Genomic DNA, 22,550 nt, shown 5'->3' on the forward strand with positions numbered 1-22,550 from the left:
GTTGTGTCTACTGGTGTCTTGTACTCAAATGTTGTGCCATCTGGATATTGTTCTGGATCAATGCTCTTAGAAGCATCTGGTTGTGGTTTGCTTGGGTCTGCTACTACGTATTGTGTCTTAGGATCTACTACGACTACTTTTGCAGGAACTTCTGCAATCGGTTGACCATTTAGCTTAGCTACAACTGTCACATCTTTTTCACCTGCAGTTGTTGTATCTACTGGAGTGTTATCTTTATATTCAAATGTTGTTCCAGTTGGGAAATCATTTGGATTAATGTTTTCTTTTGGATCTGGCTGTTTCTTAGCTGGATCTACTGGTACATATTTAGGATAGCTTTCCACTACACGTACTGTAGATGGTACTTCAACAAGTACCTTATCCCCTTGTTTCACAACAACAGTAACTTTCTTATCCCCTGGTGTAGATGTATCTACCTCTTCTTTGTACTCAAACGTTGCATCTTCTGGGTAATCATTCGGATCAATACTATCTTCAGGTGATGGTTGTTTCTTACCTTCATCCACTGGCACGATTTGTGGATTCCCTTGAACAACCTTCACTTTTGTTGGTACTTCTACAAGTTTATCTTCTCCATTTTTCGCAACAACAACCACATCTTTTTCGCCTGGTGTTGTTGTGTCTACTGGAGTCTTGTACTCAAATGTTGTGCCATCAGGGTATTGTTCTGGATCAATGCTCTTAGATGCATCTGGTTGTGGTTTGCTTGGGTCTGCTACTACGTATTGTGTCTTAGGCTCTACTACCACTACTTTTGCAGGAACTTCTGCAATTGGTTGACCATTTAGCTTAGCTACAACTGTCACATCTTTTTCACCTGCAGTTGTTGTATCTACTGGTGTCTTATATTCAAACGTTGTACCGTCTGGATATTCTCCTGGTGTAACACTGTCTTTCGCTTCAGGTTGTTTCTTAGTTGGATCTGCTACCACAAATTGAGGTGTGCTACCTACTACACGTACTGTAGACGGTACTTCAACTAACACTTTGTCCCCTTGTTTCACAACAACGGTAACTTTCTTATCCCCTGGTGTAGATGTATCTACTTCTTCTTTATACTCAAATGTCGCATCATCTGGGTAATCTGTTTTATCAATGCTCTTTTCTGGATCTGGTTGTTTGTTGTTTTCATCAACTGGGACAATTTGTGGTACACCTTCAACTACTGTAACTGGTACTTTAACTGTTGTAGTTAATGGTGTATCTTGTCCAGGAACTGTGTACTTAACAGTTACATCTACTTCAGTATCTTCTGTTAAGTCTGGCACTGTTACTGTAGCTGTTTCATCAACAGTAACGGTTGCTCCTTGAGGTAATTTACCTGTAAATGTTGCATCTTCGATTGCTTTTTTAGCTTTAGCTAGTACTTTTTCTTTAGCTTTATCCTTATCACTATTTTTAGCAACTAGAATTTCATCAGCTTCTGGTTTTGGTAATACTGTTACTGGTACTTTCACTTGCTCTGGATCTGTGATTCCGTCGTAAGTTACAGGGACAGTTACTTCTTTCTTACCTGGTGTTTTTGTTAGGTCTTCTGGAATTGCAGGTTCACCTTTTGTTCCATCAGTTCCTGGTGTTACTGCATCTTGAACAGTTTTAGCTTCTACTGTATCACCTTCGAAGACTACCAATGATTTTGGTGTTGAACCTACTACTGTTACAGGAACTTCTACTTCTTTACTTGCAACTACATTACCATCTTTTACATACTCTACAACTGCTGTTGCTGGTGTTTGTACTCCAGTTGCTGTCGTTGCCGGTACTGTTCCTGCTTTAACTTCTTTAACTCTTACAGTTACACCATCTGGCAAGTTAGTTGTCGCTGTAGCTGCTTCTGTGACTTTTGCTTTTACCACTTCTTCTAAACCAGTGCTATCTTTAAGAACTGTTACACCTTCTGGAGTTACTTTTGGTAAAACTGTCACTGGAACATTTACTGTTTCTTCACCATTTGCATACTTAACTTTAGTTGGAACTGTGACATCTGTTGCTCCAACTTTATCCTTTGTATTTGGCAAATCAACTTCCGTTGGATCTTGTACTGTTCCACCTTCTCCTGGTTTTACAGCATCCTTCACTTTGCCTACTTCAGGTTTGTCACCTTCAACAACGTATACTGGATCTGCATTTGAACCAATGACATTTACAGTAATTTCTGCATCTTTTGTATACTTAACACCGTCTACTGTGTAGGTTACTGGGACTTTTACAGTTCCTTTGTTTGTTCCTGCTTCCGTTGTAATGGCTGCAAGCACTTCTTCTGTAATCGCTCCAACTTCTACATCTTTAGAGCCTTCTGGTAATTTAGCTTTAAAATCTGCTGAGTTTGCTACTTCTTCTGCTTTAGCTTTAGCTACTTCTTTAACTTTATCTACTGTTGAACCTTTAATTACTTCTACATTGCCTGTTGCTTTTGGCAATACCAACACAGGAACTGTTACTGTTTCAGGAAGTACAACATTTCCCTTTGTATAAGATACTGTTGTTTCAACATTAATGATTTGTCCAGCTTTACCAGTTGTTGTAGGCATATTTTGAACATTATTGATTGTAGCTGTATACCCAGGAATTGTAGCAGGAGTTATTTTCCCCTTAATATCATCATTTTGAATAGTATCTCCTTCAAAAACAACTTTCTGTTGCTTAGTAGATGCCACTACATTCACATTAATGTCTATTTGATTATTAAAATTCTTACTTCCGATAGTATGAATAACTGGCACTTTTAGAGTTCCACTATTCTCTTTTACAGCAGCTGTAGAATAACCTTGTACCATTGCAATTGAACTTGTTTCACTTAAATTTAAAGCAGCTGTGGCTTTTAATGTTGCTAATTTTTCTCTATAAGCTTCTGAATTTAGTAATTCTTCAGCACTTACTGTTGCTGCCTCTTTTGCTTTCTCAAAAGTTGTTCCAACAGGTACAGTTATAGAGCTATTTCCTGTCATAGAATCAATATAAATACTACGATTATATTTATAGTCAGGATTATCGGAAGTTTCTAAACTATTAGCATTTACATTCACTGGAATATTATATCTATCCGCACCAGCTATTCCATACGGTAAGATCATATTTCCTAATTTATCTTTTCCTCCAAATCCATTTTTCCCTACTACCTCAAATGTTGCTTCTCCAACAAAATCAGGCGTTACTTCAAATGGGATCGAAACAGTATTGGATTTACCACTTGTTGGATTAATATCTCGTTTTGGCAAATCAATTTTAAAAGTAAGTTCTCGTGTATCTTTGTTATATTTAAAGTCATAAGTATAACTTGGAGCAAATAAACTTTTGCCATTTACTTCATTTAAGTCTGTTCCTTGTAATGTACCTAACTTAACACCTTTAGGAACTTTTAAAGTAACTTCATACCTAGTCTGATATACTACTCCTACTCCACCATGATTACTTAGCGTTACATTAAACGTTCCTTTTTGAGCATTTTTATAAATAGAATCCTCTGTATAACCATATGCTTCTTTATCTTTACCTGAAACAACTGTAGTTGTTAAAGTCAGTGCTGGTCCTGGAGTTAATCCTAGTCCTGCAACTATATATCCATCTTCAACCTTATGACCATTCAAGTAATCAGAAGTTGTTGGCTGATCTCCTGCTTCTACAAATACACGTACCTTAGTCGTCCCTTCAGGCACTTTTACTACACGCCATAATGCAGCAAAACCATCCGAATCTGATCCAGGTTGTCCAATAAATTCTGTATCTGAAGCTTTTCCATCTTTTCTAGTTAATTCTGATAATGGTTGACCTGTATATGCATCAACTATTTTCATTTTTATTTTTTCACCTGTTGAAGACAAACCTAATTTACCATAAGCACTAGAAAAAACAAGATTAGCATACAAATGAGAGTTAGGGTTTACGTCGAAATCTTTATAGATAGTTGTTCCTTGTTTTTTTAATTCTACATAATAATCTTTATTAACTTTTCCTATACTTCCATTTCCCAAACGATCAGTACTAATCATATAATTTAGTACTCCACCACCAGCGTTTGGTCTGCCTTGACCACCAGTAGCTGTAACATGACCGTTATTATCATAAACTTTTGCTGGTTTTGGTGCATATGTGGTTGCTGATTGTCCTTCTTTATATTCTATATTAGTAGGTGCTTCTGGTTTAACAATATTTACGGTGTTTGCACCTTCTTTATCAACAATCTTCCAGCCGCCTAAAGCTCCTGCTTTGGCTTCATCGACCGTTATTTCTTTTTGTTTCCAATGATAAGTTGCTGAACCCAAATTAATAGCACCACGTATACCAGAAGCTTGATCTTCTACACGTTTTGTATGTGATGTAGCATTTGAGAAATCAGGTGTTCCAAAAGTATCATTTAAATTACTAATTACTGCATCAGATGGATTATTCCCATAATTTGCTAAGTGATTATTGGCAGGTGCTCCCCAGTCCAATTTTTTAGCTTGGTATAGTTTCAATAAATCTACTTTTTCTTTTAACTCTTGTAAAAGTGCATGCTTTTCTTTTTCTGTTGTTGGGATGTTGTTCCCTTTATTCTTAACAGCTTGTGCAGACTCTTTTACCTGTGTTAGTATTCCTACAAGCTCTTTATCTGTTTGCCCTTCTCCTTTAGCATTTTCAGCAGAGATTAAAGATTCAACTTTTGCGATTTCCACCTCTAATTCAGAAGCTTTTTGTGTAATATCATTTGTATTTACAACAACGGGATTTTCAGTGCCATCTGCAACCGTCCCTGTATCTCTAAACCCACTTTCTCCATTACTTGGGATAGCTTGTCCATTTCTAGGATTTTGGTTTTTGTTTACTTTTGTTGCTTCTGATTTGATACTGTTTAAAATGAAAAGGCTACTTGAAAGTTGTTTAGCCAATGCATTAACTTTTGCCTGTGTTTTTGTGTCATCATTTAAAAGATCTTTTGCTTTATTAACCAAATTTTTAGCATCATCAATGACTGATTTTGTTTTCTTGTCTTCAGTTAATTGACTCAATCTACCTTCAACTTTAGCAACTAAATCTTCTAACGATGCGGTATTAATAGCTACTTTTTCTGTCACTCCATTTGGAGTTTCAACTGCACTGGCTTGTTTGTCAGTAGTAGACTCTTTTACAGAAGTATTATTTTGTCCATCGGGCTCTTTAGCAGTAGCAGATCCTTGTCCAGCAACTTCCTTAGAGGGTTCCGAGGACTTCTCATTTACATTTTGAGGATTTTGAACTTCTGTAGGTTCTGAATTAGTTACTGGTTCAGCCGCTTGGACGCTTCCTCCACCAAGGAAAAACAATCCAGTAGCTACAGCCACACTAGCCGCACCGAAACTAACCTTACGAATACTGTAACGTGTGAATTTCTCCACTTGCGATTGGCGAACATGTCGCCCTTTGGGTTTAAACATTCCCTTACTCCTTTTTTCTGATAATTATCAGTTAATATATTCAAGAAGGCTAAATAAAAAGCCCCCCCCTAAAATATATAGGTATATTTTAAAGGGTTACAACTTATTATACTCTTTTTATGTCTATAAATCAAACATTTTGAGGTATACTCGCCAAAGTAATTTCACAAGGTAATTTCACAAACTCCTATTTATGGTAAGCCCTTACAAAAATAAAATTTATATTACTTTAGAGATTTTCTATATTATTCGACTGTTCATATAATTTGATTACAAAAAGGAATTTTCTGATATTTTTTATTAGGTCTTCATTGAGTTTTAGCTATAGATAAGGGATTACAGAATTACGCTAGATACACAAGATCTGCCCAAAATAGTTAAAAAATTTAGAAGTTACTCCTACTTTATAAAATAAAGTCTATAAAAAAACAAAGCCCAGTTTTAAAGACAAAACTAGGCTTCTTATCTATTTTCCTTCTTTCACTTCTTTAGTTGCTACATCTTCTCCAAACCATTTTTGGCTGATTTTCTGGAACTTCCCTTCTTGATGTAGTTCAACAAAGGCTTGATTTAAAGCTTGCAGTAATCTTTTGTCAGCGGGTCTGACTCCGACAGCAAAAGATTCACTTTCAAATCCAGCTGAAAAGACATTATAGTCATTTAATATCCCCTCAGACTGAAGGTAATAATTAGCATACACTCGGTCAATCAACAAGGCATCAATACGGTCATTTTTCAAGTCAATCAAGGCTTCATTGAAACTCTGATACTGATTAGCCTTCTGATCTTTGACACGATTTTTCAGTAAGTCTGGCTGGGCTTCAAAATCTAAATAACCAGAGGAACCTGCTTGAGCTCCCAAGGTCTTATCCTTCATATCCTCTACTGAACGAATTTGCTGGCTTTTCTTAGCAACCAGAACCTGCTGATTTTCCATATATGGAATGCTAAAGGCAACCTTTTCTCGGCGTTCATCAGTAGCAGAATAGCCATTCCAGATGGCATCAATGGTTCCATTTTGCAGTTCCGTCTCCTTCATATCCCAGTCGATTGGTTGAAATTGAACCTTAAAACCTAATTTTTCAGAGACAGCTTGTGCCAAGTCAATATCAAATCCTGTATATTGGCCATTCTTTTCTTCAAAACCCATGGGTACAAAGGTATTGTCAAAACCAATAGTAATGGTACCCTGCTCTTGATACTTATCCCAGTTATCCTGCTTTGGATCACTAGCCTTCTGAGTACAGGCCGTTAAAAAGAGAGTCAGGAGAGAAACCAATACTAAAGCAATTTTCTTATTAGTCATCGGCACCTCCTACTTGGGCTCAACCTTGAGAATCTGATCTGCGATATTTTCAGCGAATTGTAAATCGTGGGTAACGACAATCTGGGTCATCCCAAGTTCCCTATTTTGCAAGATCAGTTTTTCCACTTCCAAGCGTAATTCTGGATCCAGGGCAGAAGTTGGTTCATCGTAGCCAATGATTTCTGGGTCAATCATCATAGCACGCGCCAAGGCTACCCGCTGCTTTTGCCCACCTGATAGTGAGAATGGATAGGCATCTGCATGTCCTGTCAGCCCTAATTGTTCTAAAAGACCTCGCGCCTTCTTCTCAGCCTCTTCCTGCTTCATCCCCATAGTTTTCACAGGTGATAAAGTCAAATTATCTAGAACTGATAAATGAGGAAACAGTTGAAAATCTTGGAAGACAAACCCCAGTAGATTCCGCTTCTCCAGTTCATCCAGTTCTAAAGATTCTCCATTATAAAAGATTTGCCCTGAATCAATGGTTTCAAGACCTGCAAGCATACGTAAGAGGGTTGTCTTACCTCCACCAGAAGGCCCAACGATAGCTAGAATTTGCTTTTCAGGAATTTTTAGACTGAAATTAGATAAAATTTGCTTTTCACCAAAGCCCTTATTGATATTTCGTAATTCTAACATGGTGGCCTCCTATCTATAGTAACTGTACTTCTTCTCAACTTTTTTGGCAAGAATGGTCACAATACCAATCAAAATCAAGTAAATGGCTCCTGCCAAGAACATAGGGACCAAACTAGCGTCACGGTTGGCAGCTGTTCGACTCGCCAAGATAAGATCTGAAATTCCTAGAGCGTAGACCAAAGAAGTATCCTTAACCAAACTCATAACTTCATTAAAGACACTAGGAAGAACAACCTTGGTTACCTGAGGCAAGATAATATAGCGAACTGTAGCAAAGGGACTGAACTTCAAGACCTTAGCAGCCTCATATTGACCTTTGGGGATAGTATCAATCCCACCACGGAAGATTTCAGCAAAGTAAGCCGCATAATTGAGAACAAAGGCAATAATGGCCGCTGGAAGACGATCCAAACGAATCCCAATACTTGGGAGCACATAATAGATAAAGATCAATTGCAAGAGCAAGGGTGTCCCCCGCATGATCCAGATATAAATGTTAATCAGATAATGGAGGGGCTTCCAATGGACTTGCAAGGCAAAGGCAATCAAAACGCCCAAGGGAATAGAAAAAATCAAGACCAGTGCAAAAACCTGTAAAGTCATGCTTGCACCGCTCAATAAACTCGGTAATATCTCAAATAAATAAGACATACTGACACCTCCTTAAAATAATTGTTCCTATTATAGCATAAGAGATTGGTGTTTACAAATGCTTTCTGTTGCTTATTGATAATTGAGTTTTTACTTATTTTTTCTTTAAAATCATTTTCAGCAATTACTGTTATTTTTTAGAATCGTATTCATCTTTCTATTCATTTTTATAATCGTCTTTGCCCCTATAGTTGAGAACCTTGCAATTTGATTCTAATAGTTTCCAAAAGGAGCAGTGAGTCATTTCACTATATTTATTTTTGAAAAAACCACTCCCCCTTCAAGAATAAGATATTACGCATTTAAAATCTGTCTAACCTATTTACGTTTCTTGGATTTTAAATCCACATTTTAGGCAAACAAAAAAACACAAGCCGTAGCCTGCGAAAACATTATCTATTCTAAATAGTCTTTTTCTGTAATTACTTTTAATCTAGTAGAATAATTCTGGAATGTTGAGAATTTAAAGCGTTTAGGATCTTCAAGTTTGTTTCTATCATTTATTTCTAAAGCGCGGTTATAATCTATAATAGCTTTCACTAACTTATTAATTATAGCTTTATCGTTATCCATCACTTTATAATAATCTTCGATTTTCCGAAGGCGAAAAGTTGTATTTAGTAAATAACTTTTTTCTTCTAAAATCAAGGTTTTACCAATATCTAACCCTTCAACATATCCTGCTTTTGCCGAATTTCTAAGCTTATACTTCAACTGATACTTTTTAGGAATATAACTTCTAAATGGAATCAAGAAAGTCAATCCCTGTATTTTGACAACAGTTACCGCAAATCACCTTCCTTTATTCATTACTTCCTTTGTCTTAAAATCATAATCCATCGCTTGAATAAGGTCATAATTCTTGCACATTTTTAAATCAATTTGACCTAATTTTAACTTCTTACTTTTCATTCCTATTCCTTATATAAAAAGCTCACTAAAAAGTGAGCAATATTTCCAATGAGATACTTCTGTTGACGAGCGCGTCTCTCCGCCCCCTCATTGCCTAACGATAAGGCTTGACGAATCGAAAGGAGGTGAGTTTTCCTGTTTTCAATTCTTCTTATTCTTACACATTTTTTTAATTTTGTCAAACAAAAAACACAAGCCCTAGCCTGGATATGTAATCTATTTTGAAATTTTAAGATAAGAGTTTTGGAATAAAAACAAAACTCTATACTTCTAATGAAACAATCTTAACCTGATTTATATAAAAATTCTCGTCACATTGCAATAAAACCTCAGCCATATTTATTTTTTAAAAAAACAGTAAAAAACCGCAGTTGTCTTCAAATAACTTGCAGTTTTCTGTAATGTATGAATTCTTACAATCTCTCAAATAGTTCTTGCATCTGCACATCATCTGGAACCAGTTTTAAGTAAGCTTGTGCATTGACTCTTGCTTCCTCAAAGTAGCCCAATTCACTCAAGAGATAGATATAGTGTTCCAGAAATTCTGGATTATCCTTCAAATCTCCTGCTAACTCTTGGTAATGCTCATAGGCAGTATCCAAATCGTCCATTTCTTGATAAGAACGAGCAATCATCCACTTAGTCAAAAGATTTTCTGGCTCTTCACTTTGTAAGTCTAGAATGTCTTCATAACGCTCCTGTTCTAGATAAATAGTGGCTAGACGGAGTAAGATTTCTTCTGTATCCTCAGCATCTTCTTTAGCAGTAAGGAGATAGTTTTCTGCACCACTAGCATCATGTAATTCATAAGAAAATTGTGAAGCAGCTAGCAGGAGACGAGTTTCGAAAGGATTTTTCTCCAAGCCTTGCTTAGCGATACGCAGGGCTTCTTGAACTTGATGCTCCTTATGTAAGGCCTGACTATAGCCATACTCATAGCCTTCAAAGTCAGGAGAAATGGTATCAAGCTGCTTAAAGTAGAGGACGGCCTTTTGGTATTCTTCTCGATCAAAGTAAAGACTGGCTAACTCAAAAGCTGTTAGGTCATCGTATTCTAACTCCAAGGCTTTTTCCAAAAACTCTGTAGCCGTTTCAAATTTCCCTAACTGGGCATAGGCAAATCCAATCCGTTGATAGGTAGAAATACCCGTTTGCTCATAAATAGTACGATTATCTAACTGGGCATAGCCTTGAATAGCCTCTTGATAATTTTCCAACTCGCTATCCAACTCTGCCAAACCCAATATCAAGAGAGGATCCTCTGAATAGGTCAAAGCCTCCAGCAATTTCTCACGCGCCACATCTGTCAAACCTTCCATCTGGTAAAGGTCTGCCTTAAGTGCCAAAGCCGAAACATACCAGTTACTGTCAGCTTGGATTTCCTCAAGATGGGCAAAGGCTTCCTCGATTTGACCATCCTCACTAGCAATAGCTGCTAGATTAAGATGAATCTCTGGAAAATCCTCTACGATTTTCAGGTAAATCTCCTTGGCCTGAGGATAAAAACCAATCCCTTCTAGATAGGTGGCTAACTCATACAGAAGGTCACTTGGATCATTTTCTAAAGCTTTAGCGAAATAATGCTCAGCCTTGGCTAAATCTTGCTCTTCCAAAGCCTGTAACATCTGTTGACTATTGTTCACTCTTGACTTCCTCTCCCTCTAGTTCATATAGGCCACTGACTACCTTATACCATTCAAAAATCGCTGAAATGACAACTTTAGCAGAGGCATAAACCGGAATACCGAGCAAGACTCCCCAAATACCAAACATGGATCCTGAAGTTAACAAGACAAAGAGAACATTAATAGGATGGATGTTTAATTGACTTCCCAAAATCAATGGAGAGACAAAACGGCCTTCAATAGTTTGTTCTACGATAAAGACAATCACTACTTTCAAAAGCATAACTGGACCAGCAATCAAACCCAACACTAGGGCAGGAAGCATGGCTAGGAAGCTACCCAGATAAGGAACCAAATTTAAAATACCAGCAGTAACACCCAGCGTAACCGCATAACGTAGACCGATAATCTTGAAAAAGATGATAAACATTACAGCTACAATAATAGCTACTGTTACTTGCCCTCGAACATAGTTGGACAACTGCTGATTCACATCTGATAAAACTTGTCCAACAGGTTCCTTCAATTTCGTCGGCATGAATTGGGTCAAATAGTTTCGCAAGCCTTTCCCATCACGCAAGAGATAAAAGAGCATGAACGGAACGATAATCAAGGCAACGATCACTTGAGATGCCCCACTAATAAAGGCACTCACCCAGTTGACTGCCTGAGATGAAACCTTGCTCGCCCAAACTGTAGCCTGACTAGAGAAGTTTGTCAAGACTTGTTCTAACTGAGGTCTGAAATCATCTGGCAAACGCTTGGTGACCAAATCATCAATAACCCTATCAGCATCTTCCAGGTAGACTGGAACATTTCTTGCAAATGTTAAGACCTGACGCTGCAGATTTGGAATAGCTACTGCCAAGCCCCAAATGATAAAGATGGCGATGATGACAAAGACAATACTGATAGCTATAACACGATTAATCTTATGCTTCTCCATCCAATCAACAATAGGATTTAACAAATAATATAGCAGTCCAGACAAAATGACAGGCAACATCACAACTGCCAAAAAGTCCAAAACAGGTGAAAATAGAAAACTAATCTTACTTAAAATAAAAAGATTGAGTCCCAATAATAAGGTTACCAAAAATACCGTAATGGCCTTGTTATCCAAAAACCACTTAAAAAACCAAGATAGGCTAAAATGTTTCTCTTTTTGCTCCATAAATACTTCCTTTCTATCGTTCTCTCATTATATCATTTTTAGGAAAAAATAACTCTTTTTTAAAGTGCTTACATACCATTGAATTGTACTGCATATCATATTGTGAATCTATTTTGTGATATAATAGTCTTATCTTTATAAAGAGGTAAAGTTATGAAAGAAACTGTTTATTTTGGAACTTACACACGTCGTACTTCCCAAGGGATTTACAAGGCAGACTTTGATACAGAAACTGGTCAGCTTTCAAATCTAGAACTTTTTGCTACTGAGCCAAGTCCAACCTACCTTGCCTTTGACCAACACCAACATTTATACACTGTTGGTAGTCAAGACTATAAGGGAGGGATTGCAGCCTATCAAACTAACGGGACTTTATTAAATCATGTCGTTGAAGAGGGAGCTCCCCATTGTTATGTTTCCGTTGATGAAAAGCGTAATTTGGTTTATGCAGCCAACTACCACAAGGGACAAGTCCTTGTTTATAAACGTCAGGAAGATGGCAGTCTTCTACTTAGTGATGTGGTTCAACATAGTGGCCAAGGTCCACACGAAAACCAAGCTTCCCCCCATGTTCACTATACAGATTTAACACCTGACCACTATCTAGTGACTTGCGACTTGGGAACTGACCAGGTCATTACCTATGACCTTGATCAAGAAGGAAAATTATCTAAACTCTATACCTATCACAGCCAGCCAGGAGCAGGCTCACGCCATATCATTTTCCATAACCACTATAAAATCGCTTATCTGATTTGTGAACTCAATAGCACTATCGAGGTTCTAATCTACGATGGTGTTGGCGAATTTGAACGCATGCAAGTCATTTCAACTCTACCAGACGGTTATGAAGGCTTTAATGGAACTGCTGCTATTCGTCTCTCTAAAGACGGTAAATACCTCTATGCTTCTAACCGTGGTCATGATTCTATCGCAGTATATACAATCCTTGCGGACGGTAGCTTAGAGTTGTTAGAAATCGTTCCGACGCATGGTCAGACTCCACGTGATTTTGATTTGACACCAGACCAAGAATTCCTCATTGCTGTCCATCAAGACTCTGACAATGCAACCGTCTTTAAACGCAATCCTGAAACTGGTCGTCTAGCAGAACTTTCCAACGACTTCCATGTACCAGAAGCGGTCTGCATCAGTTTTGCTCCTTAAGAAAACATAAAAAATGAACTTGGTAACTCAAGTTCATTTTTTTCCTATAGTCTTTTTCCGACATTGATACGATTAATAGCACGTTGCAAAGCAATCTTAGCACGACGCTCTTGGTCAATCAAGTGTTTTTCGTGGGCTTCTTCGATTTCGCGCTCCGCACGAAGCTTGGCACGTTCTGCACGGCTAACATCGATATCACGAGCACGTTCTGCAGAATCCGCAACGATTGTGATGGTATTATTGGCAATTTCAATAACGCCTCCGTTTACTGCAATCCAGTTCACGTGTTCTTCATCATCAATACGTTTCACCTTTACTTCATCAACTGCTAAAACCGCAATCATATTTTCATGTCGTGGCAAGATCCCCATCTCACCATCCAGAGTTCGAACTGATACATAGCTGGCATGGTGATCATAGACGAGACCATCTGGTGTCACGATCTGGACAGTTAACTGAGCCATAGATTACCTCTTAAAATCCCATTTTTTCAGCTTTTGCAATCACATCTTCGATAGAACCTACACCACGGAAGGCATCTTCTGGCAAGTGGTCATGTTTACCATCAAGGATTTCCTTAAAGCCACGTACAGTTTCAGCAACTGGAACATAAGAACCTGGCTGACCAGTAAATTGTTCCGCAACGTTGAAGTTTTGTGACAAGAAGAACTGGATACGACGGGCACGAGCAACCAAGGTCTTTTCTTCATCAGAAAGTTCATCCATACCAAGGATAGCAATAATATCTTGCAATTCATGGTAACGTTGAAGAACGCGTTTTACTTCTGCAGCAACTGCATAGTGCTCTTCTCCAACGATTTCAGGTGCCAAAGCACGTGAGCTTGAAGCAAGTGGGTCAACGGCTGGGTAGATACCCAATTGTACCAACTTACGTTCCAAGTTTGTTGTTGAATCCAAGTGAGCAAAGGCTGTTGCTGGCGCAGGGTCAGTATAGTCATCCGCTGGCACATAGATAGCTTGGATAGAGGTTACAGAACCCTTTTTAGTTGATGTAATACGCTCTTGCAATTGACCCATTTCTGTAGCAAGTGTTGGTTGATAACCAACGGCTGATGGCATACGACCCAAAAGGGCAGATACTTCTGAACCAGCCTGAGTGAAACGGAAGATATTATCGATAAAGAGAAGCACGTCTTGGCCTTCTACATCACGGAAGTATTCAGCGATTGTCAAACCAGTAAGGGCAACACGCATACGTGCTCCTGGCGGCTCATTCATCTGACCAAATACCATGGCTGTTTTCTCGATAACCCCTGATTCTTTCATTTCCCAGTAAAGGTCGTTCCCCTCACGAGTACGTTCCCCAACACCGGTAAATACTGAAATACCACCGTGTTCTTGGGCAATGTTGTGAATCAATTCTTGGATCAAGACGGTTTTACCAACTCCAGCACCACCGAAAAGTCCAACCTTACCACCTTTAAGGTAAGGGGCAAGAAGGTCAATAACCTTAATCCCTGTTTCAAGGATTTCAGAAGAGGTAGACAACTCATCAAAAGTTGGAGCTTTTTTATGAATTGGCTGACGCTCTGCATCTTCTGTAAAAGGAGCTTCCAAGTCAATGGTATCTCCCAAAACGTTGAAGACACGTCCCAAAGTTTCTTTACCTACTGGTACAGAGATTGGACGACCTGTGTCCAATACTTCCATTCCACGAGTCAACCCATCTGTTGATTCCATGGCGATAGTACGAACCATACCATCTCCCAACTCCAAGGCTACTTCAAGGACGATTTTTGTTTTTCTTTCGTCATTTTTGTAGACGACAAGTGCATTGTTAATCTCAGGAAGTTTTTCCCCTGCTGCAAACAAGACGTCTACAACGGGGCCGATAACCTGAGCAATTTTACCTGAACTCATCTCCTTCTCCTATTCTATATAAGATACTGTCGGTCCCTAGCTCAACTAGGTCCTAATACTCTTCGAAAATTTCTTCAAACCACGTCAGCTCTATCTGCAACCTCAAAACAGTGTTTTGAGCGACCTGCGACTAGCTTCCTAGTTTGCTCTTTGATTTTCATTGAGTATAAGTTCATTTCATACGAGCTGGACTAGAGCCTATTCTAAGGCACTAGCTCCTGCTACGATTTCTGTAATTTCTTGTGTAATCGCCGCCTGTCTGGCACGGTTATACTGAATTGTCAAATCATTAATGACTTTCTTAGCATTATCAGTCGCTGTTTGCATGGCTGTCATACCTGCAGCATTTTCAGCTGTCTTAGCATCGATAATGGCACCGTAAATCATACTTTCTGCAAACTGAGGCAACAACTGCTCCAGAATTTCTTCTCGGCTGGTTTCCAATTCAAAAGTCAAGCTGTACTCTTCATCCGCTTCATTAGGATCCAAGTCAACAATCGGAAGCATTTGTTCCACACGCATTTGACTGGTTAGCGTATTGACATGGTGGTTATAGCAGACATAGAGTTCATCAAAAAGTTCATTTTGGTACATTTCAACAGTTTTTGAAATAATCTTACGAACTTCATCAAAGCTCGGTTGGTCTGCCAAGCCACGTAGTTCATAAAGTGGTTGAATACCACGAGCCTTAAAGAAATCAGCTCCCATTCCACCGATACAGATCATTTCAAAACCTGTACCATCTGGATGGTATTCTTCCTTCAACTCCATAACGGCTTTCAGAATAGAGGAATTATAACCTCCAACTAAACCACGGTCTGAAGTGATGACGATATAGCCTGTCTTCTTAACTGGACGGCTAATCAACATCGGATTGGTTGAACCACCAGCTCCATTACCATGAAGGATATCTGTCAATAGCTTGCGAACTTTCTGAGCGTATACTTGGAAGTTGCGAGCAGCTTCTTCAGAGCGACCAAGCTTAGCAGCTGATACCATTTGCATAGCATTAGTGATTTGACTCGTATTTTTTGTTGAGGCGATTTTTGTTTTAATATCATTTAGAGATACTGCCATCTGACACCTCTATTCTTATTGGAAGCTGGTTTGATTGAGAAACTCTGTAATCGCAGCATCCAAGACTGCTTCTTCTGGCAAGTCTTTTGTATCACGAATGGTTTCCAAAATCTCTGGATGTTGAGCATCAAAGAAGGCATGGAACTCTTCCTCGAAACGAACAATATCATCGACTGGAACAGTATCCAAGAAACCATGTGTCAAAGCATAAAGAATGGTTACTTGTTTCTCAACAGGTAATGGTTTGTGAACAGGTTGTTTCAAAACTTCAACTGTACGACGTCCACGGTTCAACTTAGCCTGTGTTGCCGCATCCAAGTCAGAACCAAACTTAGTGAAGGCTTCCAACTCACGGTATGAAGCAAGGTCGATACGAAGTGTACCAGCAACCTTTTTCATGGCTTTGATTTGTGCAGAACCACCTACACGAGATACAGATGAACCCGCATCGATGGCTGGACGAATACCTGCATTGAAGAGACCATCACCAAGGAAGATTTGTCCATCAGTGATTGAAATCACGTTGGTTGCGATATAGGCTGAGATATCTCCTGCTTGTGTCTCGATAAATGGTAGGGCTGTAATAGATCCACCCCCAAGTTCATCAGAAACTTTAGCTGAGCGCTCAAGCAAACGGCTGTGAAGGTAGAAAACATCCCCTGGGAAGGCCTCACGACCTGGAGGACGACGGAGCAAGAGAGACAGTTCACGATAAGCGACCGCTTGTTTTGAAAGATCATCATAAACAATCAAAACATGCTTACCTTGGTACATAAATTCTTCTGCCATTGCAACCCCAGCATAAGGAGCTAGGAAGAGCAATGGAGATGGTTGTGAAGCAGAGGCTGTCACAACGATTGTGTAATCCAAGGCACCGTACTGACGTAGTGTTTCTACTTGCGTACGAACTGTTGATTCTTTTTGTCCAATCGCAACATAGATACAGATCATATCTTGACCTTTTTGGTTCAAGATTGTATCAATCGCAATGGTTGTTTTCCCTGTCTGACGGTCACCGATAATCAACTCACGTTGACCACGACCAATCGGTACAAGGGCGTCAATAGCTTTCAAACCAGTTTGCAATGGTTCTGATACAGACTTACGTTGCATAACACCAGGAGCTGGTGCTTCTACTGGACGAGTTTTATCAGTGTGGATTTCTCCAAGACCGTCAACTGGACGACCAAGCGGATCCACAACACGACCAATCAGACTTTCACCTACTGGGACTTCCATGATTTTACCTGTACGGCGGATTGTATCGCCTTCACGGATATCTGTAAAGTCACCTAGGATGATAATACCAACGTCTGTTGACTCCAAGTTTTGAGCCATACCATAAGAGCCGTTTTCAAAAATCAACAACTCTCCACTCATGGCATTTTCAAGACCGTGAGCACGCGCGATACCGTCCCCGATATAGGTTACAACACCTGTTTCAGTCACATCAAAATTGGGTTTGAAATTTTCAATTTGTTGCTTAATTAAAGCGCTGATTTCTTGTGCGTTAATTGCCAAAAGAACACCACTTTCTATTTCAAATTTTCTTTAACAACTTTAAGTTGTTGTTTAATACTCACATCAATTGTCTTGTGATTGGCAAAAATGACAAAACCACCAATGAGACTTTCATCGATTTGTTCTTTTACACTCCTTACTTTCAGAGACATTTTTTTCTCAATCAAAGGGAGCAAGCGACTCTTTTGCTCATCTGTTAAAGGATGAGCAGACGTAATCGTCACTTCAAATCGATTTGTTTCTTTTTCAAGTCGGTTCAAGCAATCTACAAGCACATCATAAAAAAGATTTGCTCTGTGATTGTATGCAAGAACCTGGATCAAGTTTTGCAATAAAGGTGACACTGAGTCTTGGAAGAAAGCAATCGTTTTTTCCTTGTCAGACTCGTCTACTGCCACTTTTTTAAAAAAAGAAGGTAAACCTGTTTCTTCAGCAACCTGCTTGATTTGAGTCAAATCTGAAAAAATACGGTCTTCTTCTCCTTTTTCAAGTACCAATTGGACAAAAGGCATGCTGTATTTTTCAATTACCTTTACTGTTTTCTTGTCCATTAAGCTTCTCCTAGCTGATCGATATACTGATCAATGAGTTCTTTATGGGCATGACCATCAAGGTTTTGTGAGATGATTTTACCAGCCAAGCTGATTGTCAAATCTGCTACCTCACCCTTAACGCTTTGTAAAGCTTCAGCTTTGTTTTGAGCAATTTCTTGGTTTGCTTTTTCTTTTAAGCGTCCTGCTTCTAGTTTAGCATCTGCTAAAATACTAGCTTTACTTTTCTCAGCTGTTTCTTTCGCATTCTCAATGATTGTCTTAGCTTCTTTACGGCTACCAGCCAATTCATCTTCGCGCTTTTGAGCCAATACTTCTGCTTTTTGACGGGCTTCTTCAGCTCTGTCAATATCTGAAGCAATTTTTTCAGCTCTTTCTTCGAAAATGCCTGTAATATTAGACCATGCAAATTTTTTAATCAAGACTAGCAAAAGGATAAAAGAGCCAGCGATTAAAATAAAATTACCAATTAATTCACCTACTGTTACGTGCATCAGTTACTCCTTTCTACTCTTCATCATTAATTTTATTTCCTAGGTACATAGAGGATAGTAGTGTAAAGACATAGGCCTGTACACAAGAAATGAACACGGAAAATGCAGTCCAAACTAAGTTTGTCCCAAATGCGATTGGATACCAAAAAATAGCCTGATGTGAAAGTAAGAGAAGCAAGCTTGTCATTACTTCACCTGCAAAGATATTCCCAAAAATCCGCAAAGCAAGAGAAAGGAAATTCGTGACCTCTTCAAGTAGATTCATCGGTGTCATAAATGCAGGAGTTACAAAACCTTTTAGGTATTGTTTAATCCCACGACGACGAATCCCCTCAATATGCGCCATCACAATAATACAGAAAGACAAGACAAGGTCAAATGAAAGATTTGCAGTTGGCGATGTCCAAAGGTTTGTCCCATCTGTTGTTTGAAGTTTAGCCATCAAACCAAGATTATTGGCGATGACCATAAAAAGAAATAAACATAAGTAAAAGAGTGAGTAATCTTTTATGTAGTGGGAACCAAGGTTAGGTTCTGTAAATCCAATTACAAAATCATAGAGATACTCTAGTACATTTTGTTTACCTTTGGGTTTCAAGGTCATATTACGACTTGCCCAATAGATAAATGCAAAAATCAGAAACACAGACAGCAAAGTCAAGGCTGTCAAAGTTAAATCAAAGGTAACAGGACCAATATTGATGGTTGGATTGATACTTTCTTCCATCTAACATTCTCCCTTCTCCAATTTATATTTCGTTATTTAATAATAAATGAGAAGACAAGAGTTACGAAGAAAGTTCCTTCAATAAAGGCAACCCCTAAAAACATCAAGCTACGAAACTCAGCGATAATATCTGGTTGGCGAGCTACTGATTTCAACAAACCATTCATCAATAACCCTTCACCAAGAGATACACCCATACAGGCAAGACATAGACCAAAAAATGTTAAATTCATGACGAATTCTCCTTTTAATTAAAATTTACTTACTTAGTTTAGTCCTAAAAATTGGATTTGTCAACTTTTTACTAACATTGAAAGCGTTTAATGAAAATTATTTACAATTTTACTATTTTTGAGTCTATTATATAGAAAACTTTGGAAATAATATGTAATAAATCCGTCCATTATCTAGACCTTTCTGAAAAATGATGAAAAGATACTGGGTAAAAAGGCTTGAAAATCAAAAAACTGTATAGTATAAAGTATTGAAAAACTTGATACTATACGGTTTATTATCGGAATATTTACTTCATTTTCTCTTGGAGTTGAGTTTTAGACTACTTCAAAACTAGATGATTTGCTATTTAAAATAGCGTTCCTTATGATTTTGGCAATCTGGATTAAAGTGAGAAAAACAAAAGGGGCAACTTAAGCTTTCTTTATATTGCTTATATGTTAGTAGTTTTAGACAAACACCACATAAAATAGGCTTATCCTGTATCAAAGATAAGGGATACGGCTCAAAAATATGATTTTCTAATGAATCATGACACCAATAACAAGCATAGTACTTTTTGCAGTCATAGCATTGTAAAGCAATAATATCCAGCTTACTATGGTAATGAATACATCTTGTTTGTTTATCCACTAAGAAACCTTGTGCCTCTACCATTCCCTTTTCCTTTCTTAAGCACGAACTGTGACGCTGGTTCCATCTTCCTTATAAAGATTAATGAGCCCTTCTTTTAATGCACGAACCATGTCTCCTGCTTGAACGGGTTGAGGCACCTTGATTGTCAAAAGTTCCATTGGATTTGGTGCGCGGTCAATTTTATTGCCTTTGGCATCGTGCAAATCTTCGATATAAGTTTCAAAATGACGGAAACCTGGGCCATAAAACTCAACTTGGTCCCCCTCGTTAATGACATTCCGTTGACGAATAGTTGCTGTTTGTGTCGCGTCATCATAAGAAACGACTTCAGCAACAAACTTGTACTCAGGAATTTTACGACGAGCACCAAACAACTGCTCATTTTCAGATGGTGTACCGTAGTAGAATCCTGTTGCCAATTCACGTTGGGCAACCTTCCACATCTCATCAATCAAGTCTTGCTTAATAGCTTCAAATTTCTCTGGACTCTCTAGATAAGCATCCACAGCTGCCTTGTAGCAGTTGGTTACTGTTGAAACATAGTGAATAGACTTCATACGTCCTTCAATCTTCAGACTGTCTACTCCATTTTCAATCATATCTGGAATATGGTCAATCATGGACATATCAACAGCTGACATTGAGAATTCTTCAGGAATTTCTCCTTTGAGGCTCTTACGTTCTTTCCCAAATGGCATATCGTAAAGGTCGTATTTCCAACGGCAAGACTGAGAACATCCACCACGGTTGGCATCACGCATGCTCATGTGGTTAGAAAGAGTACAGCGACCTGAGTAAGAAATACACATAGCTCCATGGACAAAGGCTTCAATCTCAACGTCTGTGCGTTTGCGGATTTCAGCTAATTCTTCCATTGAAACCTCACGCGCCAAAACGACACGAGTCAAGCCCAATTCCTTCCAGAACTCAAGAGTTTCATAGTTAGTGGCACTTGCTTGAGTGGAAAGGTGGATTTCAAGACCTGGTGCTTCAGTCGCTGCAATCATAATCAAGGCTGGGTCAGATACGATAACTGCTGCAATCCCGATATCACGCAGTTTACGGAACCACTCACCAGCACCAGCTTCATTTCCTTCGTGCATAACCATATTGGCAGCTACATAGACCTTAGCTCCATACTTAGCCGCAAACTGCACGCCTTCTTCCATCTGTTCAAAGGTAAAGTTACCTGCACGGCTACGAAGACCATAGGCTTGCCCACCGATAAAGACAGCATCTGCCCCATACTGAACAGCTACTTTTAGCTTCTCTAAAGTCCCTGCAGGTGATAAAACCTCAGGACGTTTTAATGTTTTTGTCATGTTTTCTCCTATTTGCAATATAAAAGTTTGACGTTTTTCCTTCTCATTTTATAGTAAATAAAGGATAAAATCAAGCCTAGACAGATTGTTTTGACAATTCTAATCTTTTAAGCTTTACATAATGACTGATAATTTAACCCAGCTGAAACAAGTATTCAAAAAGCCAGATAAAGCAAAAACCAGTACCCAAAGATACTGGCTAGTGAAAATACATAAATGAGTCCTTGGATGACTATTCCCACTCAACTGTTTTCTAAATTGATAAGGTTCGATATAGTGTGAAATTAAGGATTTATACTCAGTTATTTTTATAAGAACTTATTAAAATTAATTTCTGTTATTTGTAAATTGTTTACAGAGTTGAAATTAATGTGTAGCAAAAACACAACATTTTTTGTATAATAGTATTAGTAAAAAAAGGTGGTGAGATAATGAGATTAGCTGTCAGATTAGCAATAGAAACACGAAATAGCATCGATACTCTAAAAAAAGAAATAAAAGCAACTGGAGAATTTGATAATCTTCATCTTACTAATGGCTTTGTCGTAAATAAAGCTTATTTAGATTCTAAAAAAATTACTGCTGAACAAAACTGGGATAAAGTATTAAAATTTGAATCTCAAGTTGAGGAACGAAGTGCTCCAAAAACTCGAACTGATTTACAAGTAAATCAGACTACTATTGATGGCATTGCTGAATTAAAAAAGATTTTATCTCTATATACAAAAACAAGTTATGTAACCACTTCATTTGTTATCAGAATGATAGTAAGAGGTTCTCTTTTAGTGCGTCACGGAAAAATTTAGGCTTCAAGCCTATTTTTTTATTTCAACTTCAAGTGTTGACAAAACACGACACTTGTTTTATAATAGTGTCGTTGATGAATTACAACACTAAAATTATATAAAGATGGTTCAACAATGGTTAGATCAATTTTTAATGCAGAATACATTTATTCGACTATTTTTTGTAGTGTTAAATATTTTATGCGTTTAACTTTACATTTTAGGAATAGGAGAAGTTTATAATCAGTTTCTGAAGAAAAAGTATAAAAAATGCTATAATAGAATATATATAGTAAGAAAGGAGAATTACAATTGTTACCTAAAAAAATTATCACACCTAAAGTACCACCTATCAAAATCCAAGGAATAAAAACTAAATTAGTTCCATTTATTGCCGAATCAATAAAATGGGATGGTCAAGGAACATACTTTGA

Annotated in this window: 19 protein-coding genes; 2 read left to right on the top strand and 17 right to left on the bottom strand. The window is 38.2% G+C overall.

Going from position 1 to position 22,550, the window contains the following annotated elements:
* From HMPREF0851_RS15315 to HMPREF0851_RS07875, 7 genes are all read right to left on the bottom strand, one after another.
* On the bottom strand, positions 1-5,414 hold a 5,414-nt coding region (locus tag HMPREF0851_RS15315; protein WP_050540531.1), incomplete at its 3' end, for a Rib/alpha-like domain-containing protein.
* A 466-nt stretch (positions 5,415-5,880) separates the two neighbouring features.
* Positions 5,881-6,720: an amino acid ABC transporter substrate-binding protein gene (locus HMPREF0851_RS07850; RefSeq protein WP_000182486.1), complete on the bottom strand. Its 840-nt coding sequence runs from the start codon at positions 6,718-6,720 to the stop codon at positions 5,881-5,883.
* Positions 6,721-6,729: 9 nt separating this feature from the next.
* Positions 6,730-7,359, bottom strand: a complete 630-nt coding sequence (locus tag HMPREF0851_RS07855) for an amino acid ABC transporter ATP-binding protein (protein ID WP_000891753.1) — start codon at positions 7,357-7,359, stop codon at positions 6,730-6,732.
* 9 nt (positions 7,360-7,368) lie between these two features.
* Positions 7,369-8,010, bottom strand: a complete 642-nt coding sequence (locus tag HMPREF0851_RS07860; protein WP_000120840.1) for an amino acid ABC transporter permease — start codon at positions 8,008-8,010, stop codon at positions 7,369-7,371.
* Between the two features lie 396 nt (positions 8,011-8,406).
* Positions 8,407-8,763: a hypothetical protein gene (locus HMPREF0851_RS07865; RefSeq protein WP_232196997.1), complete on the bottom strand. Its 357-nt coding sequence runs from the start codon at positions 8,761-8,763 to the stop codon at positions 8,407-8,409.
* A 572-nt stretch (positions 8,764-9,335) separates the two neighbouring features.
* A complete protein-coding gene (locus HMPREF0851_RS07870) occupies positions 9,336-10,565 on the bottom strand; it encodes a tetratricopeptide repeat protein (protein ID WP_001065937.1) in 1,230 nt (409 codons plus the stop codon).
* Complete coding sequence (locus HMPREF0851_RS07875; RefSeq protein ID WP_000435442.1) at positions 10,555-11,721, bottom strand: AI-2E family transporter; 1,167 nt, start codon at positions 11,719-11,721, stop codon at positions 10,555-10,557. Before HMPREF0851_RS07875 ends, HMPREF0851_RS07870 begins: the two co-directional genes overlap by 11 nt.
* Before the next feature lie 153 nt (positions 11,722-11,874).
* Here HMPREF0851_RS07875 and HMPREF0851_RS07880 point away from each other — a divergent pair, with 153 nt between their 5' ends.
* Positions 11,875-12,888 (top strand): lactonase family protein, encoded by a 1,014-nt coding sequence (locus HMPREF0851_RS07880; protein WP_000665635.1) that lies wholly within the window; start codon positions 11,875-11,877, stop codon positions 12,886-12,888.
* 44 nt (positions 12,889-12,932) lie between these two features.
* On the opposite strand, the gene HMPREF0851_RS07885 is transcribed toward HMPREF0851_RS07880, so the two are convergent.
* The 10 genes from HMPREF0851_RS07885 to HMPREF0851_RS07935 form a co-directional block, all read right to left on the bottom strand.
* A complete protein-coding gene (locus HMPREF0851_RS07885; protein ID WP_000068047.1) occupies positions 12,933-13,352 on the bottom strand; it encodes a F0F1 ATP synthase subunit epsilon in 420 nt (139 codons plus the stop codon).
* Between the two features lie 10 nt (positions 13,353-13,362).
* Complete coding sequence (gene atpD, locus HMPREF0851_RS07890) at positions 13,363-14,769, bottom strand: F0F1 ATP synthase subunit beta (RefSeq protein ID WP_000094357.1); 1,407 nt, start codon at positions 14,767-14,769, stop codon at positions 13,363-13,365.
* Between the two features lie 198 nt (positions 14,770-14,967).
* Entirely contained in the window at positions 14,968-15,846 is an 879-nt protein-coding gene (locus HMPREF0851_RS07895; RefSeq protein WP_000301221.1) for a F0F1 ATP synthase subunit gamma, read from the bottom strand.
* 15 nt (positions 15,847-15,861) lie between these two features.
* The gene (gene atpA / locus HMPREF0851_RS07900) at positions 15,862-17,367 is read right to left on the bottom strand and encodes a F0F1 ATP synthase subunit alpha (protein ID WP_000996629.1); all 1,506 of its coding nucleotides are present in this window, start codon (positions 17,365-17,367) and stop codon (positions 15,862-15,864) included.
* Between the two features lie 14 nt (positions 17,368-17,381).
* Positions 17,382-17,918, bottom strand: a complete 537-nt coding sequence (locus HMPREF0851_RS07905; protein ID WP_000359029.1) for a F0F1 ATP synthase subunit delta — start codon at positions 17,916-17,918, stop codon at positions 17,382-17,384.
* Positions 17,918-18,412 carry a F0F1 ATP synthase subunit B gene (gene atpF / locus HMPREF0851_RS07910; protein WP_000558549.1) on the bottom strand — a complete coding sequence of 165 codons (495 nt, stop codon included), beginning with the start codon at positions 18,410-18,412 and terminating at the stop codon, positions 17,918-17,920. Before atpF ends, HMPREF0851_RS07905 begins: the two co-directional genes overlap by 1 nt.
* 13 nt (positions 18,413-18,425) lie before the next feature.
* Positions 18,426-19,139 (bottom strand): F0F1 ATP synthase subunit A, encoded by a 714-nt coding sequence (gene atpB, locus HMPREF0851_RS07915; protein ID WP_000392860.1) that lies wholly within the window; start codon positions 19,137-19,139, stop codon positions 18,426-18,428.
* Between the two features lie 32 nt (positions 19,140-19,171).
* Positions 19,172-19,372, bottom strand: a complete 201-nt coding sequence (locus tag HMPREF0851_RS07920) for a F0F1 ATP synthase subunit C (RefSeq protein ID WP_001054557.1) — start codon at positions 19,370-19,372, stop codon at positions 19,172-19,174.
* Positions 19,373-19,718: 346 nt separating this feature from the next.
* Entirely contained in the window at positions 19,719-20,030 is a 312-nt protein-coding gene (locus HMPREF0851_RS07930) for a CHY zinc finger protein (protein ID WP_000228893.1), read from the bottom strand.
* A gap of 14 nt (positions 20,031-20,044) precedes the next feature.
* A complete protein-coding gene (locus tag HMPREF0851_RS07935; RefSeq protein WP_000169065.1) occupies positions 20,045-21,331 on the bottom strand; it encodes a peptidase U32 family protein in 1,287 nt (428 codons plus the stop codon).
* Between the two features lie 431 nt (positions 21,332-21,762).
* Here HMPREF0851_RS07935 and HMPREF0851_RS07940 point away from each other — a divergent pair, with 431 nt between their 5' ends.
* Positions 21,763-22,137, top strand: coding sequence for a hypothetical protein (locus HMPREF0851_RS07940; protein WP_001234755.1), 375 nt, complete (start codon positions 21,763-21,765; stop codon positions 22,135-22,137).
* The last annotated feature ends 413 nt before the right edge of the window (positions 22,138-22,550 follow it).

The sequence above is a fragment of the Streptococcus sp. M334 genome (assembly GCF_000187745.1).
Classification (GTDB): Bacteria; Bacillota; Bacilli; order Lactobacillales; family Streptococcaceae; genus Streptococcus.